The 15,729-nt window shown below is 64.2% G+C and carries 15 protein-coding genes and 1 riboswitch; of the genes, 9 read left to right on the plus strand and 6 right to left on the minus strand.

The features are described 5' to 3' along the window. Positions 1 to 26: 26 nt before the first annotated feature. Positions 27 to 380: a hypothetical protein gene (locus tag GA566_RS05845; protein WP_137926553.1), complete on the minus strand. Its 354-nt coding sequence runs from the start codon at positions 378 to 380 to the stop codon at positions 27 to 29. Positions 381 to 601: 221 nt separating this feature from the next. Continuing rightward, a complete protein-coding gene (locus GA566_RS05850; protein WP_160472018.1) occupies positions 602 to 1,348 on the minus strand; it encodes a hypothetical protein in 747 nt (248 codons plus the stop codon). 176 nt (positions 1,349 to 1,524) lie between these two features. Between GA566_RS05850 and GA566_RS05855 the strand changes: the two genes are divergently transcribed. Then, positions 1,525 to 2,721, plus strand: coding sequence for a hypothetical protein (locus tag GA566_RS05855; protein WP_160472020.1), 1,197 nt, complete (start codon positions 1,525 to 1,527; stop codon positions 2,719 to 2,721). On the opposite strand, the gene GA566_RS05860 is transcribed toward GA566_RS05855, so the two are convergent. Next, entirely contained in the window at positions 2,696 to 3,286 is a 591-nt protein-coding gene (locus GA566_RS05860) for a histidine phosphatase family protein (RefSeq protein ID WP_160472022.1), read from the minus strand. The genes GA566_RS05855 and GA566_RS05860 overlap by 26 nt on opposite strands. A gap of 35 nt (positions 3,287 to 3,321) precedes the next feature. Continuing rightward, positions 3,322 to 3,411: riboswitch (cobalamin riboswitch) on the plus strand. A gap of 50 nt (positions 3,412 to 3,461) precedes the next feature. Between GA566_RS05860 and GA566_RS05865 the strand changes: the two genes are divergently transcribed. Continuing rightward, positions 3,462 to 3,683, plus strand: coding sequence for a CbtB-domain containing protein (locus GA566_RS05865; protein ID WP_137926549.1), 222 nt, complete (start codon positions 3,462 to 3,464; stop codon positions 3,681 to 3,683). A gap of 12 nt (positions 3,684 to 3,695) precedes the next feature. Continuing rightward, positions 3,696 to 4,412 (plus strand): CbtA family protein, encoded by a 717-nt coding sequence (locus tag GA566_RS05870; protein ID WP_160472024.1) that lies wholly within the window; start codon positions 3,696 to 3,698, stop codon positions 4,410 to 4,412. Positions 4,413 to 4,572: 160 nt separating this feature from the next. Here the strand turns inward: GA566_RS05870 and GA566_RS05875 are convergent, their stop codons facing one another. Then, positions 4,573 to 5,466, minus strand: a complete 894-nt coding sequence (locus GA566_RS05875) for a 2OG-Fe(II) oxygenase (RefSeq protein WP_160472026.1) — start codon at positions 5,464 to 5,466, stop codon at positions 4,573 to 4,575. A 275-nt stretch (positions 5,467 to 5,741) separates the two neighbouring features. On the opposite strand from GA566_RS05875, the gene GA566_RS05880 reads away from it, so the two are divergent. From GA566_RS05880 to GA566_RS05895, 4 genes are all read left to right on the plus strand, one after another. Continuing rightward, a complete protein-coding gene (locus tag GA566_RS05880) occupies positions 5,742 to 7,955 on the plus strand; it encodes an alkaline phosphatase family protein (protein WP_160472028.1) in 2,214 nt (737 codons plus the stop codon). 89 nt (positions 7,956 to 8,044) lie between these two features. Continuing rightward, positions 8,045 to 9,436, plus strand: a complete 1,392-nt coding sequence (locus GA566_RS05885; protein ID WP_160472030.1) for a cytochrome-c peroxidase — start codon at positions 8,045 to 8,047, stop codon at positions 9,434 to 9,436. Beyond that, positions 9,433 to 10,050: a hypothetical protein gene (locus tag GA566_RS05890; protein ID WP_160472032.1), complete on the plus strand. Its 618-nt coding sequence runs from the start codon at positions 9,433 to 9,435 to the stop codon at positions 10,048 to 10,050. Before GA566_RS05885 ends, GA566_RS05890 begins: the two co-directional genes overlap by 4 nt. A 219-nt stretch (positions 10,051 to 10,269) precedes the next feature. Beyond that, complete coding sequence (locus tag GA566_RS05895; RefSeq protein WP_137928414.1) at positions 10,270 to 11,025, plus strand: SDR family NAD(P)-dependent oxidoreductase; 756 nt, start codon at positions 10,270 to 10,272, stop codon at positions 11,023 to 11,025. A 21-nt stretch (positions 11,026 to 11,046) separates the two neighbouring features. Here the strand turns inward: GA566_RS05895 and GA566_RS05900 are convergent, their stop codons facing one another. Beyond that, on the minus strand, positions 11,047 to 11,796 hold the full coding sequence (locus GA566_RS05900) for a creatininase family protein (protein WP_160472033.1): 750 nt from the start codon (positions 11,794 to 11,796) through the stop codon (positions 11,047 to 11,049). A gap of 26 nt (positions 11,797 to 11,822) precedes the next feature. After that, the gene (locus tag GA566_RS05905; RefSeq protein ID WP_160472035.1) at positions 11,823 to 13,109 is read right to left on the minus strand and encodes an MFS transporter; all 1,287 of its coding nucleotides are present in this window, start codon (positions 13,107 to 13,109) and stop codon (positions 11,823 to 11,825) included. Between the two features lie 164 nt (positions 13,110 to 13,273). Here GA566_RS05905 and GA566_RS05910 point away from each other — a divergent pair, with 164 nt between their 5' ends. Further along, positions 13,274 to 14,191 carry a LysR family transcriptional regulator gene (locus GA566_RS05910; protein ID WP_160472037.1) on the plus strand — a complete coding sequence of 306 codons (918 nt, stop codon included), beginning with the start codon at positions 13,274 to 13,276 and terminating at the stop codon, positions 14,189 to 14,191. 180 nt (positions 14,192 to 14,371) lie between these two features. After that, the gene (locus tag GA566_RS05915; protein ID WP_160472039.1) at positions 14,372 to 15,568 is read left to right on the plus strand and encodes a mechanosensitive ion channel family protein; all 1,197 of its coding nucleotides are present in this window, start codon (positions 14,372 to 14,374) and stop codon (positions 15,566 to 15,568) included. Positions 15,569 to 15,729: the final 161 nt, after the last annotated feature.

Here is a 15,729-nt window from a genome sequence, read left to right on the forward strand (position 1 = left end):
GGGGGCAACTCACATCCCGTGGCGCGCTACATGCACTGGTTCAAGGCACCGGCGGCGGCGCTATCGCTCCCCCGGAAGCCCAGCCACGAACCCTGGCCGGTCGGAGACCTGCGCACGATGGCGGCCGAGCCGGAGGGCGGGTTCTGCCCCGGCACGTAGACATCGTAGGCACCGTCGTTGGCCAGCATGTACTGCATCCACACCTGCTGTCTGGAACTGTTGGCCCATTGCGATCCGATGCATTGCGCGGCTTCCTTGGGTGCCAGCTTGCTCTGGCCGACTGCCCGGGTTTCCGGGGTTGGCGGTGGAATGTACGGAGAGGTTGCGCAGCCTGCCACAACAACGGCAGAGGCGAGAACGGCGAGGATCGGATATTTCATGTTATTGACTCCTGTACTCCTGTCGGATCGCGAAAAGCAACGGCCACGCGTGCGAGTCTGTCGCGGCGCGCCGATGCCGCTGACGTGACCTGACAGGGATGCGCAGGCGATCAGGTCCGTACAAGGTAACAGTCTAGGCACCAGCCTTCCGATGAGGCAAAAAAATCACGGCAGGGTCAGCATCTATTCATGTGGCGCTTTCTGAACAAGGGGCGCTGCCGCTAGCCGGCACGCCGCGCGCGTTGCCATGCTCCCGTATTGGGACACACATCCGCTTTCGCGCCATCGCGCCAGATCTGCTCGTCTTCCACGGTCGCGGGCACGGGCTGGCCGGGGTCGAAGGAGACGCCAAGTGCCCTTGCCACCGCAGGATGCTCGATCGGGAGTTCCCACGTCAGGAATAGCTGCGTGGTATCCGGCTCCACGGGGAAATCCGCCGCGTCGAAGCCCGGATTGCCGCTGGCAATCACGGCATGCGGCTGGCTGGGATCGAACACCAGCGCGGTGCCGCGCACGATGGGGATGCGCAGGTCCAGCGCTGGAAAGTGAACCGCCTGCCCCTTTCCCTCGCTCACAAAGAGATTGCAGAACGCCGCGCCGCCGTACTGTTCGCCATCGTGGTGATAACGCGCACCCCGGCACGCCATCAGTGCCACGTCGGCGTCGGCAAGCAGGCCGTCGAGGCCGTGCGTGGATAGCCACGCCGACATCGCGCGCACGCAGCCGGGATACTCCGGCCAGCGCGTCCGTGCGCGGGCCAGCGGCATGACCTCGACGTCTCCGGGTTCAAGGGTCATCCGCGTCGAGATCTCCCGTGCCCAGTCCGCGCGCAGACGTGCCGGTGCCTCGGGAATGTCGACCTTTGCGGACAGCACGGCCTGCCCCAGGCGACGGCTGCGCAGGGCATCGCCGCTCCAGAAGAAGGCGGTCGGCGACGAGAGGAAAGCGGGGCGGTCGGCATTGCGCATGCCGGGAGTGTAAATCGGTTGGCCAGCCGGGCCCCATCCGTATCCGAAAGCGTTTCACGCAAAAAATAAAGAATTCACTTCTGTCTGGACAGTGGATGGTCGACTATCGATGCGGGTCGATGGACCTGTGACGTCACGTCACATTGCGTCATTTGCCACGGCTTCCGGACCATGCCATGACCCGACCCTCACCAGGCATTGCCCCGGACGGAATCGCTGATGCCGAGGGCTTTTCCCTCGTTCGCAATGACCTGCTGTTTCGCCTGCAACGCGGGCTCGGGCTGATTCCGGCCGCAGGGCTTGGCATCGGGCGACGTGCGCTGTTCTACAGCATGCTGTGCTGGCTGCCGCTGGTGATCTGGGCATGGTCGGCGGGGCGCATGATGCCGGGCAGTGCGGGCGAGCCGCTGCTGGGGCATTACGGCGTGCATGTGCGGTGTCTGGTTGCCATTCCGCTGATGATCCTTGGCGAGGCATTGGCGCAGGGACTGGTGCCACTGTGCTTCCGCCAGTTCGTTCGCAACGGGATCGTTGACGAGGCACTGTTGCCGCGTTTCCACGCGGTGATACGTTCCGCCACGCGTCTGCGGGATCGCGCCTATCCGTGGGTCGTGATCGGCGCGCTGGTCGTCGCCTGGACGGCCTCGGTGATGGTGGCTCCGAATCCCGATGAGATCGCCTGGTCTGGCGACGCGACGGGTCGCAATTTCGGCGCGTGGTGGCTCCTGCTGGTGGTCAGGCCGCTGTTTACCGTATTGCTGTTGGCGTGGATCTGGCGCCTGGTGCTGGCCGCCGTGGTGCTGTGGCGCGTGGCGAAGTTGCCGCTGCATCTGGTGCCGACCCACCCCGATCATGTCGGCGGGCTGGGCTTTCTCTCGCGGCTGCCCGTGGTGTTTGCGCCGTTCACCCTGGCGGTGTCGTCGGTGGTGGCCGCCTCCTGGGCGCATCAGGTGGCCTATCACGGCACGTCGGTGCCATCGCTCTATATCGAAATGGTGGTGCTGGCCATCGTGCTGATCATGCTGGTGGCGCTGCCGCTACTGTGCTTCACGCCGCTGCTGCTGCGCACGAAGAAGATCGCCATGCTCGAATATGGCGCGTTGCTGTCGGAGCACGGTCGCAAGGTGCAGCGGCGCTGGCTGGCGCGTGAGCCCGGACTCGACGACGACGCGATGCTCAATGCGCCGGAACTGGGTGCGACGGCGGATACGCAGACCATCTACGAATCCGTGACAAAGATCCGTCCCATCATCCTGAACAAGGGCGTGCTGCTGGCCATTGCCGTGCCGGCGGCGCTGCCGATGCTGCTGCTCGTGGCGGGGCAGTATCCGCTCAAGGCCACGTTGCTCAAGCTGCTGACGGTGCTGCTGTAGTCGCGACCGGTACGCTCAGTGACGACAGCCGCCAATGCCCGGGATGCCCGGACAGCGTGCTGATGCTCATCGGTGCGATGTCGAGGTGCCAGTAGCCGCGCGCCGGGGCATCGAGCGCGCACAGCACGATGGCGCGCAGGATGGCGGGTGGCGCGATCACCAGCGTATGGCCGGGTTGCCATGGGTAGGTGCCGAACCATGCCGCCACCCGCTGCAACGCCTCGGCAATGGATTCGCCGCCGTGCGGCTTGGCATCGGCATCCGATAGCCACGCGGCCAGCGCCTCCGGTTCCTCTTCGGAGATCGTCTTGAGCGATTGGCCCGTCCATCGGCCATAGTCGAGTTCGCGTAGATCCGTTGCGATGAATGGCGTGAATCCCAAAGCGGCGGCGGTTTCCTGCGCGCTCCGTGCGGGACTGCACACCGCGTGGCCCACCTTCCATGCCGTGATGCCAGCCACGGCGTCGTCATCCAGCGCGTCGTCATCGGGAAAGCGGCCGGCGCGCAATGCCGCGATAGCGGGCGGGCAGAACAACGTGATCCGGTGCACGGTAGGCGTGGTCATGGTGAGGGGTCTATAATGCGCGGACTCTCGATGCGGGGAAGCCGGTTCAAATCCGGCGCGGTCGCGCCACTGTATATCAACCTGACCATCGCCAGACAGCGATGCGCGGGAAGACAAGCCAGACCTCTGCATCGAATCTTCCTTCCACAGGACGCGTCATCCTTCAGGAGCTTCCATGCAAGCCACGCTGCATCATCCGGTCGCCGTGCCGGCTATCGTCCCCGTTTCCATTCCGCTGCGCGAACTGCTGCCCTGGGCCATCTTCGGCGGCATGCTGATGTTGCTGGCGATCTATTTCGTCGGGGTGGAAGAGGGCGCCGCTGCCATCTTCAACACGATGTACGTGCACGAGTTCGTTCACGATGGCCGGCACCTGCTCGGCTTTCCGTGCCACTGAACCGGTAGCACCATGGTGAGAGACCTGCTGGTCCGCGGCATGCTCGCGGGCTTTCTGGCCAGTTTGCTGGCCTTTGCCTTTGCCCATGTCGTGGGCGAACCCCAGGTGGACCGTGCCATCGCGTTCGAGGAACAGGCCACGCACGCGATGGGCGGCAGCCACGCGCACGAGATGCCCGAACTGGTGAGCCGCGAAACACAGTCCGGGCTCGGCCTGTTCGTCGGCCTGGCCGTGTTCGGCGCCGCCGTGGGCGGGCTGTTCGCACTGGCCTTCGCGTATGTGTATGGCCGCATCGGCGCGCTTGGCGCACGGGCCACGGCGATGCTGATGGCCACGCTCGGCTACATCGCCATCGTGCTGGTGCCGTTCGTCAAGTACCCGCCGAACCCGCCGGCCATCGGGGACCCGTCCACCATCGGCCTGCGCACCGCACTGTTCTTCACGATGATCGGCCTGTCACTGGCTGCGCTGGTGGTATCGGTCATCGTCGCACGCAAGCTTATTGTGCGAATGGGTGCATGGCACGCGTGGCTGGGCGCTGCTGGCGTGTTCGTGCTGCTGGTGGTGCTGATCCAGACGCTGCTGCCTTCGATCAACGAAGTGCCTGAGCATTTCCCGGCAACGCTGCTGTGGCAATACCGCGTGGCAACGTTCGGGATTCAGGCGGTGCTTTGGGGGGCGTTGGGCGTGGTGTTTGCAGGGTTTGCGAGGGGGGTGGTGGAGCGGTAGGTTTTCTCGCCGCGCTCTGGTTTCTCCCCTCTCCCTCAGGGAGAGGGGCGGGGGAGAGGGCAGGCGGTTCTGCTTGCCGAGTTGTCGCAATTTGAACTGCTGGCCCTCTCCCCCAACCCCTCTCCCGCACGCGGGAGAGGGGAGAAAACCGAGAGGTAGTTCATTCCCCCGCCGCCACAAACCTCCTCTCCCGCATCCACTTCGTCGCTACCCACTTCTCCCCGCGTAGCACCTCGGCCGCCGCATGCAATGTGCGGCCATCCAGTTGTCCCTGGCTGTCGCAATACTCGAAATACACCGCATTGCCCTTGCGCGGCACCACTGACAGGCCGGTCTCGGGGAATACCGTTTCGCCGCCGTCTTCCACATCGTTCAGGTAGATCACCATCGTGCTGACGCGCTGGCCACTGCGCGCAATGGATGCCTGATTGGCGGCATTGCCGGGCATGAGGAAGTCGAAGTGCGGACGGCTCTGCGCGCCCGGCGCGTATTGCAGGACCTGCAGCCCTTCGCCGTTTTCCATCGGCATCTGCATCAATGCGGAAATGCGGCCATCGAGCTTCGTCAGCAGCGGTGTTTCCGCCAGCCGGAAGAACATGCCCTGGCTGGTGCGGTCGGGACTCACCACTTGCTCGCCCGTACGCGGATCGACAATCGTCGAGGCTTCGAGGCGCGGACGCGCGGCGGCCATCAGCGCGTCGCATTCGTCGTGGGTCAGCACGCTTTCAAGGACGGCGATGGTCGGCTTGTCCGTGCGTGTCAGGACGTGGATATCCCGGTCGCCGCCGTGCAGTATCGCGCTGCGCGGCAATCTCGGCAGTGCAGGGCCTGCGGCTTCGCGCTCGATGGTGAGGCTGCCTTCCGGCATCGGCGATCCGTCGCGTAATACCCGCCCAAACGCATCCACCAGTTCGCGCGCCACGCCTGCATCGAAGCGCTGCCCGGCCAGTGCACGCACGATGTCGTCTGCGGAACCGCCACGGCGCAGCGCATTGACGATCCAGTCGCGGAGTTCGTTCGAGAAGTGGAGGGTGGCGAGTTGGCGGGCTGACATCGATGACGGAGCGAGAGGAAAAACCTTTCAGCCATTGAAAGGTTCGGGGCCACGAAAAGGCTTGGAAAGGCCGCAAATATGCGCTTTTCCAGGATGTCTGCCAATGCCGTCCGCCATGAAATATTCCGTAACTTGATGCGTCAACGTTGATACATGCGGCGCAATCAAACCGTCACATTCGGCTTCTAGGATCGGGGCCGCTGTAGCCATGCCCACCATCGCTGCAGTCCTACCTCCCACTAAGAAACTCGCCCTTGTCCAGGCGAAGCCAGAACATGCACCCAAAAAACTCCAGCTTTGTCCCGCTGCTGACCGCGCTCGCGGCAGCCGCCACGCTCGCCGCATGCGGCGGCGACGGTAGCAGTTCCACCCCGTCTTCCGGCACCAGCGGCACCACGCCCGCTGCTACGGTCAGCGGTGTGGTTGGCGGCACGGCGATCAAGAACCCGACTGGCTTTGCGGCATCGTCGGCCACGGGCGTCGACTACGCAAAGAGCACCACGGGCGATGACGTGCAGCAGAAGATCGTGCCGACGGTCTACGCCAATGCCACGGTCTGTGCAGACACCAACGGCAATGGCCTGTGCGACAACGGCGAGGCGTCCACGCGTTCGTCCGCCGATGGCAGCTTCACACTGACCACGCCGGCGGCAAGCCTCGTGGCCGTGGTGGATACCGACGCCACCTATACCGACGCCAGCGGCGCCACGACCAAGGTCGCGAGCAAGATGGTGTTGCGCAGCGTGGCAGAGCAGGCCGCCAACGGCGCGAGGGTTGTCATCAGTCCGTTGTCGACGGAAGTCGTGCGTCTGGTCGAAGCCGAGCACCTGAGCGTGGCCGATGCCAAGACCGCTATCGCGGGCCGTCTGAGCCTGACGGGCGGCACTGCCGATGTCACGGTCAAGGCCGACGATGTGGTCGCGCTGCCGGCCAATGTGGCTGACGCCCGCGCTTCCGCCGCATTGCTGACGGAAGCCAACACGCTGGCAGGCCGCTTCCAGCTCGCATCGAAGATTCTCGATCGCGGCTATGCCAGCGACGTGGCCGCCGACCCGGTCACGACGATCCAGGCCGCGCAGGACGCCGCGTTCAATCCGGAAGGTATCCCGCGCTATGACCACCTGTTCGTGGTCGTGTTCGAGAACCACAGCAACCAGACCATCGACGATCCTGCCTATCCGAACTTCTACAAGTACCTGAACCAGGAAGGCAACAAGGCGGCCAACTATTTCTCCACGGGTAATCCGAGCGAGCCGAACTACATCTCGCTGGCCAGTGCCGACGACTGGGGCGTGGCCGACGACAACGCGTGGAACTGCCTGCCGGCCGGCGACACCGCCAATCAGCCGACCGATGTTTATGTGCCGGTGAATGCATGCAACGCCGACACCAAGGTCCACAACCTCAAGGGTCGCCGCAATATGTTCACGGCGCTGTACAACGCCGGCATGGGCGCGCGCGTCTACAGCGAATCGATGGACCCGGGCCAGGACCCGCGCAAGGATGGCGCCGGCAATGCGGCCATCACGGCAGTCAACGTGACGTCGGGCCTCGGCGCGACCGAACCGATGATTTCCAGTCTCTACAAGACCAAGCACCATCCGGCGGTGAACTTCGATGAAGTGCGCAATCGCCCGGACTTCTTCCGAAACCTGAACCGCACGGTGGGTGGTGGCCAGTGGGATGCGGCTATCGACACCTATGCCAAGAGCAAGGGCATAACATGGAACACGCACCAGTTCGAGGATGACCTGAAGAGCGGCGACATCGGCGCGCTGAACTACATCGTGCCCGACCAGTGCGATGACATCCACGGCACGGGTTCGGCGGTGGCGGATTGCACGAACGCCGCAGCGGGTATCAAGCGGGGCGATGCCTACGCCAAGTATCTTGTGGAAACCATCAAGGCTTCGCCCATCTGGAAGAACACAAACCGCCGCTCGGCCATCGTCATGCTGTTTGACGAAGGTTCGAGCTTCTACGGCAGCTCGTCGTGCTGCGGCTGGAACGTGGGCGGTGGCGCCACCAGCGGCTGGCCGCTTGGCGAAGGCATCAGCACGGCCGTGGCGCGTTACAACGGCGGCAACAAGGGCGATGGCCCCACCATCTTCTCGTTGCTGACCAACCAGCCCAACGCGCCGAAGCAGGTCATCGACTCCGATGCCTACAGCCACTTCTCGTTCGTGCGCACGATGCAGGACATGTTTGCGCTGGCAGACCCCGGTGTGGCCACGTCGTACATGAACCGCTCGAAGTACACCGAGCAGTACATCGCGCAGAACCTGGCCAATCTGGCCGAATACTCGGGCAGCGCCAACACGCACTTTGACTCGGTACGTCCGATGAACCACAAGTACGTGGTCAAGTCCGGGGACATCGTCTCCGGCGGCGCGACGAAGGGCGTCAGCGGCAGCGGCTCGCTGAGTGGCGGCAACACGGCTGCAGGGCCGGATGCTTCGCAGACCAGCATCTGGGCGATCAAGTCCTGATGCTGTCGCGTTAGTTCCGATGCACGCACGGCGGTGGATTCGTCCCCGCCGTGCCGCTGTTTCTGCGTAGTTACCGATCCTCGAGCATCATGCGTATTTCCATTCAAGCCGCCGGTTTCCTGGCGGCCGCGTGCATTGCCGTGTTGGGAGGCTGCAAGCCTGCCGACGACGCACCGCACGCTGCGGCCCATGCCGCCATGCTTCCCAAGCCTGCTGTCGTCCAGGTGGCCCAGATTGTCACCCCATCGGCACCCGCCTCGCCCGCACTGACACCCGCCGCACAGGTCGGCGCGAAGCTGTTCTTCGATCCGTCGCTGTCGGGCTCCGGCAAGATGTCGTGCGCCACCTGCCACGATCCCAATCACGCCTATGCACCGGCCAATAACCTCTCCGTGCAACTGGGCGGCAAGGATGGCAAGCAGCCCGGCACGCGTGCCGTACCGACGCTGATGTACAAGGAATACACGAACGCGTATTCCGATACGTTCGAGAATCCCGACATGATCAGCGCGCCCGGTCCCGGTGGCGGACTGACATGGGATGGCCGCGCCAACACCATCGCCGAGCAGGCAGCCATTCCGCTGCTGGCTCCCAACGAGATGGCAGCGGACAGCAAGGCGGCTGTGGTGGGTGCCGTGCGGCAGGGCGCTCATGCCGATGCGTTCCGCCAGGCATATGGCGCGAATGTGTTCGATGACACGGATCGCGCGTTTTCACTGGTGGGTGCGGCGCTGCAGGCGTTCCAGGTGGAGGACCGCAGCTTTCATCCATACAGCAGCAAGTTCGATCGCTATCGCACCAACAAGGTGGGCGGTGCATTGACCGATGCGGAACTGCGCGGCCTGCGTGTGTTCCTCGATCCGAACAAGGGCAACTGCATGGCGTGCCACTTGATCGGTGGTGGTAACGATGGCAGCCAGGACATGACGAGCGATTACTCGTTCGCAGCCATCGGCGTGCCGCGCAATCGCGAGATTCCGGCCAATGCAGACCCGAAGTATTTCGATCTGGGCCTGTGCGGACCGCTGCGCACCGATCATCGGCCGGGCCGCGACAAGGGTGCGAAGGAAACGTGCGGCATGTTCAAGACGCCGGTGCTGCGCAATGTGGCCACGCGTCAGGCGTTCATGCACAACGGCGTGTTCCACTCGCTCGATGATGTGGTCCGCTTCTACAACACGCGCGATACAGCACCGCAGACATGGTATCCGAGCGATGGCAAGGGCCGCGTCAACAAGTACGACGATCTGCCCGCGCAGTATCGCGCCAATCTCGACGAGCAAATGCCGCTGGACCAGCGCCGCGCCGGCAGCAAGACGCCGATGACCGATGCGGAGACGCAGGACCTCATCGCCTTCCTGAAAACGCTGACCGATGGCTTTGTGCCGCCGGCCAACGCAGCGCAGCCCGCCAACACCGTGGCGAATGCCGCCGCTGAATTCGCCGCCGAACATGGCGCGCATGCCGTGAAATCGAAATGAAGAGAATCCTCTTGTGTACGGCCATCGCCCTGACCGCGTGTGGCCATCCCGACGCGGCGAACGAAGCCAACTTCCGCGCCGGGCTTGAAAAGCAGCTTGCCGAGCATGGCGATCTCTGCATCGGCCGGCACACGTGGCCCGTTGATGTGCCCGACTTGCCCGTGGCCGCCCAGATGCGTGACGGCATCCAGATGCCCGCGCTGGAGCATGCTGGGCTGGTGTCGCATGTGGCGGCGGAAATGACGCTGCGACATCAGGATGGATCGAGCGAAACGGTCAAGGCGCTGCGCTATGACCTGACGGAAAAGGGGCGCGGATTTGTGAATGCGCATCCGAAGACTGCGGCGCATGGTGCTGAAGCGGATACGCCGGACCTTTGTTACGGTCATGTGAAGCTGGCGAAGGTGACCGGCTGGGACAAGCCGGTTCACGACAATGCATCGCGGCTCACGACTGCGGTGCGATATACCTACACGCTGGATGCGGCGCCATGGGCTGCGGACACGAGGGTGCAGCAGGCGTTTCCGTTGCTGGCGCGCGTGGTGAAAGGCAGCGGGACGATGGAGCTGAAGCAGATGATGGTGGCGACGAGTGGAGGGTGGGTGACGGAGTGATGCGTTAACTCCCCGCGCTGGTTTTCCCCCCTCTCCCGCATGGCGGGAGAGGGGCGGGGGAGAGGGCCAGCGGTGAAAACTGCGATGTGGCCGGCAAGCAGACCCTCCGGCCCTCTCCCCCAACCCCTCTCCCACTGCGCGGGAGAGGGGAGCAAAACACCATCTCCCGCAACCCGGTGTACCATCGCCACCGAACCGTTTACATGCTGGAGAGCAACCATGATCGTATTCGTCACTGGCGCCACCGCAGGATTTGGCGCTGCCATTGCCCGTCGATTTGCCGAGGCCGGCCATCGCGTGATTGCCGCGGGGCGGCGTGAAGACCGGCTCGAAGCGCTGGCCGATGCCCTGGGCCGCGACAAGGTGCTGCCGCTCGTGCTCGATGTGCGCGACCGTGATGCCGTGGCCGCTGCCGTAGCTGCGTTGCCGGCCGAATTCGCAGAAGTTGACCTGCTGGTGAACAACGCCGGTCTGGCGTGGGGTCTGGAATCGGCGCAGAACGCGGATCTCGACAAGTGGGACGCGATGGTCGACACCAATATCAAGGGCCTGCTCTATATGACCCGCGCGGTGTTGCCGGGCATGGTGGCGCGCAATCGCGGCCACGTGATCAACATCGGTTCGGTGGCCGGTGAATACGCCTACCCGGGCGGCAACACGTATGGCGCGACGAAAGCGTTCGTGCGTCAGTTCTCGCTGAACCTGCGCGCCGACCTGACCGGCACGCGCGTCCGGGTGACGGACGTGGCGCCGGGTCTGGTGGGCGGCACCGAGTTTTCGGCGGTGCGTTTCGATGGCGACCAGTCGCGCGTGGCGAAGATCTACGAAGGCGCCGATGCGCTGACACCCGAGGACATTGCCGAAACCGTGTTCTGGTCCGCGACGCTGCCCTCGCGCGTCAACATCAACTTCCTGGAAGTCATGCCCGTCTCGCAATCGTTCAGCGCGCTGTCGATTACCCGCGAGAAAGCCTGACCCTCCAGGCAATCCAGCCGATCAGGCCGGTACGAACTCGTCGGTGAACGCGGCGAGTTCGGTCACCAGGCTGCGCGCGGCGAGTTCCACCAGCGCCTGGCCCTTCTCCGGCGTGGCCTGGTTCGGGTCCGAACCCATGCGGCCATCGGGGAAGCGTCCCCGGAATTCCAGCGCCTCGCGGATCGGGCCCGACGGCGCGATCTTCGGCGCGTAGTCCGCGTGCTTGATTGCATCCGGAAACGCGAACTGCGTGACCGCGATTTCAGACGGCGTGGCGTGCGCACCGTGTCCCGTGGGGAACATCTCGCGGGCCAGTTCGTTCACCCCTTCCAGATCCCACCAGTTGCAGAGCTTCAATGCAAAGCCGGCGCGGCGCCCGGCGAAACTCGACTCGGCATAGATCTCCGAGAATGCGGCCTCGATCGAGGCGATATTGCCGCCGTGCCCGTTCAGGAACAGGATTTTCTCGAAGCCGTGGCGCGTCAGCGAGTGCACCCAGTCGATGATCGCCGCGATGAACGTGGTGGGCCGCAGCGAGATCGTGCCCGCGAAACCGAGGTGATGCTGCGCCATGCCGATGTTGAACGTGGGTGCCACGAGGATGTCGCCGTGTGCCTGCGCGGCGCGGGAGATGATCTCCGGGCACAGCCAGTCCGTGCCGAGCAGGCCCGTGGGGCCGTGCTGTTCATTGGAGCCGATCGGGATGACGATGGTCCGGCTGCGTTGCAGGTATTGCTCGATTTCGGACCAGGTGGAAAGGTGCAGCAACATGGTGTTCTCCAGGAGTGGGGTCGCGCTCAGCGGCGCGTCGGAAGCTTGTTGGCGAGGATGATCAGCGCGGCGGCCAGCGGCATGGCCGCCATCACCAATACGCCGGGATGCAGGCTGCCAGTGGCCGTCTTGGCCCAGCCGATGATGGCCGGACCCCAGAACCCGCCTGACAGGCCAATGGTGTTGATCAGCGCAATGCCGCCTGCCGCAGCCGGGCCCTTGATGTACTCGGGCGGCATGGCCCAGAACACCGTGTAGGTCATCCACAGAGCGGTTGTGCCCAGCGTCAGCAGCGCCAGTGTGATGAACAGGTGCCCGTCGGCCAGCGTCGATCCGGCGAGCAGCGCGGCACCGGCCATCGCGGGAATGGCAGCATGGAAACGGCGCTCGCCCTTGCGATCTGAACGGCGGCCCATATAGACCATGCCGATGGCGCCACCCAGATAGGGCAGGGCCGTGTACCAGCCCAGCCGCACGGTATCGGTCACGCCTTGCGCCTTGATCAGCGTCGGCAGCCAGAAGCTCAGCGCGTAGATGGCGGCGATCACGCAGAAGTAGGCGGTGGCCAGCACATAGACCTTGGGGTCGCGCGCCACGGCACCGAACGAATGCTTGTGTGCGGCGGGCACGGCCAGTTCCTGCTCCAGCAGGCGCTTTTCGTCGGCGGTCAGCCAGTTGGCGTCGGCGGGACGATCCGGCACCATCTTGAGCGCCAGCACGCCAAGCAGCAGGCACGGCAACCCTTCGACGAGGAACATCCACTGCCAGCCGGCCAGTCCGCCGTGACCTGCCAGCGACGTCATCAGCCAGGCCGAAGCCGGGCCGCCGATGATGCCGCCAATCGGACCCGCCAGGAACACGATGGCAATCGCACGCGCCATGCGCTGCGGGCCGTACCAGCACGACAGGTAATAGATCATGCCCGGCGCGAAGCCCGCTTCGAATACGCCCAGCAGGAAGCGCATCGCGTAGAACGTGGGCACGTCGCGCACGAACATCATGCAGGCCGAGGTGATGCCCCACAAGACAAGGATGCGACTGAATGTCTTGCGCGCGCCAACACGCGGCAGCATCAGGTTGCTCGGGATTTCGAACAGCACATAGCCGATGAAGAAGATGCCGGCGCCCACCCCGTATGCGGCATCGGAGAAGCCCAGGTCCGATTGCATCTGCAGCTTAGCAAAGCCGATGTTCACGCGATCCAGATAGGCAAACAGGTAACAGACCAGCAGGAAGGGCAGTAGTCGCAGGTTGATCTTGTTGTACAGGGCAGAGGTGCCGTCGAGGGCGCCAGTATTCGACATCACTAACATTGCCAGTCTCCAGAGCGTTGTGATGGTTGGGGGATTGGCTTGGATAGTGGCAGCGGCTTAGACTTGCACCAACAGCAACAAAGTCCACAGATCGTTCTTGCCAGAGCAACGCAGCCGCGCGTGCTCGCGAAAATGTGACTTAAAAAAGATAAAAGGGTAGAGGGATGCGAGAGATCAATCAGCAGCGGCTGCGCTATTTCCGCGAGGTGCTGGCGCACGGCACGATCCGGGGCGCGGCGGAAAGCCTCAACACGTCGCCGTCGGTGATCACGCGGCAGATCCGGCTGCTGGAGGAAGAACTCGGCATCACGCTGTTCGAGCGCCAGCCGCGCGGCGTGCGGCCCACCGAGGCCGCCGCACATCTGCTGGAGTTCTGGCGCGGATATCGCGCGCATCAGGAGAAGCTCGAAGATCAACTGCATGCGCTGCAGGGATTGCAGCAGGGCATGGTGCGAATCGTCTTGAGCGAAGGCTATGTCGATGCGCTGGTCAACGAGGTCATCGCACCGTTCAGCGCCCAATATCCACGTGTCGATATCCGCATGGAAATCCTGCCCGTCGATGATGTGCTGGACGAGGTGGCCGAGAGCCGCGCGCATATCGGGCTGGCCTACAACCCGCCGCTGCATCCGCGCATCGAGTATCGCGCGAGTTCGCCGCAGCCCATCGTGATGCTGTCGCGCCAGGGCCATCCGCTGGCGGTGCGCGGCGGTTCGGCCACTATCCGTGAGGTACTGGAGTATCCGCTGGCCCTGATGCCCGAGTCGTACGGCATTGGCCATGCGGCCCGGATGCTCGAATTTTCCGAGAACCTGTCGATCCATCCCACGCTGGTGAGCAACTCGCTGGCGGCGCTCAAGCAGTTCGTGGCGAATAGTGATGCCGTGACGCTGATCGGCCAGTTCGCCGCCTATCGCGAAGTGGCCGCCGGGTCGCTGGCGACCGTGCCCATCGATCATCCGCTGTTCCGTGGCACCCAGGCGAGACTGCTCGTGAAGGCAGGCAGGCCATTGCCTGCGGCGGTGCTGGAGGTGCTCGATTTCATCGAGCGGCGGATGGCGATATTCGCGCATGGGGCCTGATCGGGGGTGTCCTCTGGGGTGAGGCGATGATCGCGGCGTGGCGTATCTGTCATGTGTGGCGCAGGGCGGCTTTTGTATCGGCATGTATGCCACCGCACCGATCCCGCGCGCGCGATGCGTCAAGGTGGCCGATCTGCCGACATCGACGTTGACCCATAGCCCCGGCAGACGCGAGGTGCCATGCTGGGAGACATGTTCCGCATCGAGACCGGGCCGGACGGTGCGCATCACATCTACGCACATACCGACAGCCTGCCGGTAGCCATCGTGATCGTGGCGGGGCTGCTGATCGCCATCGTGTTGGCGAGCGTGTTCTGCTACTACCTGACGCGCTGGATCATGCTGTGGGCGGTGCATCGCCTGGCGCGTGGCGAACATCGCAAATGGCTGCGGGCCGCCGCGCATCGACGCGTGTTCCATCGACTGGCGCCGATCGTGCCCGCGCTGATCGTCTACCTGTCGGCGCCGTTGCTCAAGGGCGTGACGTTTCCCGTGATCTCCATGCTGGGCACGCCGGTTGCGGTGCTGGCCGCGAGCTTCATGGTGGTGGCAGGGCTGCGCGCGGGGTTTGCGTTCCTCGCCAGCATCGAAGACCGCTACAACCATTTTCCGCATGCCGCCACGCGGCCGATCAAGAGCTTCCTGCAGGTCTCGACGATCGTGCTGTACCTCGTCGCTTTCATCGCAATCGTGTCGCTGCTGCTAGACCGCTCGCCCACGTACTTCCTGACCGGCGTCAGCGCGATGACGGCGCTGCTGATCATCGTGTTTCGCGATTCATTGCTGGGCTTCGTCGCCAGCATCCAGTTGGCCGCCTACGACATGCTGCGCATCGGTGACTGGATCGAGGTGCCCGGCTATGTGGCCGATGGCGTGGTGACCGACATCGCACTGAACACCATCAAGGTGCAGAACTTCGACAACACCATCATCACGCTGCCAAGCTATGTGCTGCTGACCAGCGGCGTGAAAAACTGGCGCGGCATGCTGGAGTCCGGCGCGCGGCGCGTGCGGCACAGCATTCCTGTGGATGCAGACAGTGTGCGGTTTTGCGATGACGACCTGCTGGCGCAACTGGCTGTCAATGCAGAGATGAAGATGCCGCTCGCCATGCAGGCAGACGAGGCGCGGCTCACCAACCTGGGCCTGCTGCGCCGCTACATGCTGGGCTACTTCCGCCAGCATCCCGCCATCCGTCAGGACCTGCCGCTCGTGGTGCGCCACGTGCAATCGACCAGTCAGGGACTGCCGCTCGAAATCTTCCTGTTCGTCAACGACACGCGTTGGGAATCGTATGAACAGACGCAGTCGGACCTGTTCGATCACGTCTATGGCGTGCTGCCGCTGTTCGGGCTGAGGGTATGGCAGAAGCGGTAGGCCGCTGCGATGTGACGAATCGATGGTATAGGGCTTCAGCAGGTGGCATCCCGTGCATTTTCCGCGTGCTCAGGTGCGCGGCGGTGTGCGTGAAGATTTGCGTTCAGGCGCTTCTGCGACCTATGGTTATCCACGGGCCCCGGCACCGCGGCCATCGGTCG

Source organism: Cupriavidus sp. SW-Y-13, assembly GCF_009793345.1.
Taxonomy (GTDB): Bacteria; Pseudomonadota; Gammaproteobacteria; order Burkholderiales; family Burkholderiaceae; genus Cupriavidus.

What these genes read in the sequence shown, in the direction of transcription:
- GA566_RS05845 (WP_137926553.1), bottom strand. Translation starts at nt 380, where the DNA reads ATGAAATATCCGATCCTCGCCGTTCTCGCCTCTGCCGTTGTTGTGGCA.
- GA566_RS05850 (WP_160472018.1), bottom strand. Translation starts at nt 1,348, where the DNA reads ATGCGCAATGCCGACCGCCCCGCTTTCCTCTCGTCGCCGACCGCCTTC.
- GA566_RS05855 (WP_160472020.1), top strand. Translation starts at nt 1,525, where the DNA reads ATGACCCGACCCTCACCAGGCATTGCCCCGGACGGAATCGCTGATGCC.
- GA566_RS05860 (WP_160472022.1), bottom strand. Translation starts at nt 3,286, where the DNA reads ATGACCACGCCTACCGTGCACCGGATCACGTTGTTCTGCCCGCCCGCT.
- GA566_RS05865 (WP_137926549.1), top strand. Translation starts at nt 3,462, where the DNA reads ATGCAAGCCACGCTGCATCATCCGGTCGCCGTGCCGGCTATCGTCCCC.
- GA566_RS05870 (WP_160472024.1), top strand. Translation starts at nt 3,696, where the DNA reads ATGGTGAGAGACCTGCTGGTCCGCGGCATGCTCGCGGGCTTTCTGGCC.
- GA566_RS05875 (WP_160472026.1), bottom strand. Translation starts at nt 5,466, where the DNA reads ATGTCAGCCCGCCAACTCGCCACCCTCCACTTCTCGAACGAACTCCGC.
- GA566_RS05880 (WP_160472028.1), top strand. Translation starts at nt 5,742, where the DNA reads ATGCACCCAAAAAACTCCAGCTTTGTCCCGCTGCTGACCGCGCTCGCG.
- GA566_RS05885 (WP_160472030.1), top strand. Translation starts at nt 8,045, where the DNA reads ATGCGTATTTCCATTCAAGCCGCCGGTTTCCTGGCGGCCGCGTGCATT.
- GA566_RS05890 (WP_160472032.1), top strand. Translation starts at nt 9,433, where the DNA reads ATGAAGAGAATCCTCTTGTGTACGGCCATCGCCCTGACCGCGTGTGGC.
- GA566_RS05895 (WP_137928414.1), top strand. Translation starts at nt 10,270, where the DNA reads ATGATCGTATTCGTCACTGGCGCCACCGCAGGATTTGGCGCTGCCATT.
- GA566_RS05900 (WP_160472033.1), bottom strand. Translation starts at nt 11,796, where the DNA reads ATGTTGCTGCACCTTTCCACCTGGTCCGAAATCGAGCAATACCTGCAA.
- GA566_RS05905 (WP_160472035.1), bottom strand. Translation starts at nt 13,109, where the DNA reads ATGTTAGTGATGTCGAATACTGGCGCCCTCGACGGCACCTCTGCCCTG.
- GA566_RS05910 (WP_160472037.1), top strand. Translation starts at nt 13,274, where the DNA reads ATGCGAGAGATCAATCAGCAGCGGCTGCGCTATTTCCGCGAGGTGCTG.
- GA566_RS05915 (WP_160472039.1), top strand. Translation starts at nt 14,372, where the DNA reads ATGCTGGGAGACATGTTCCGCATCGAGACCGGGCCGGACGGTGCGCAT.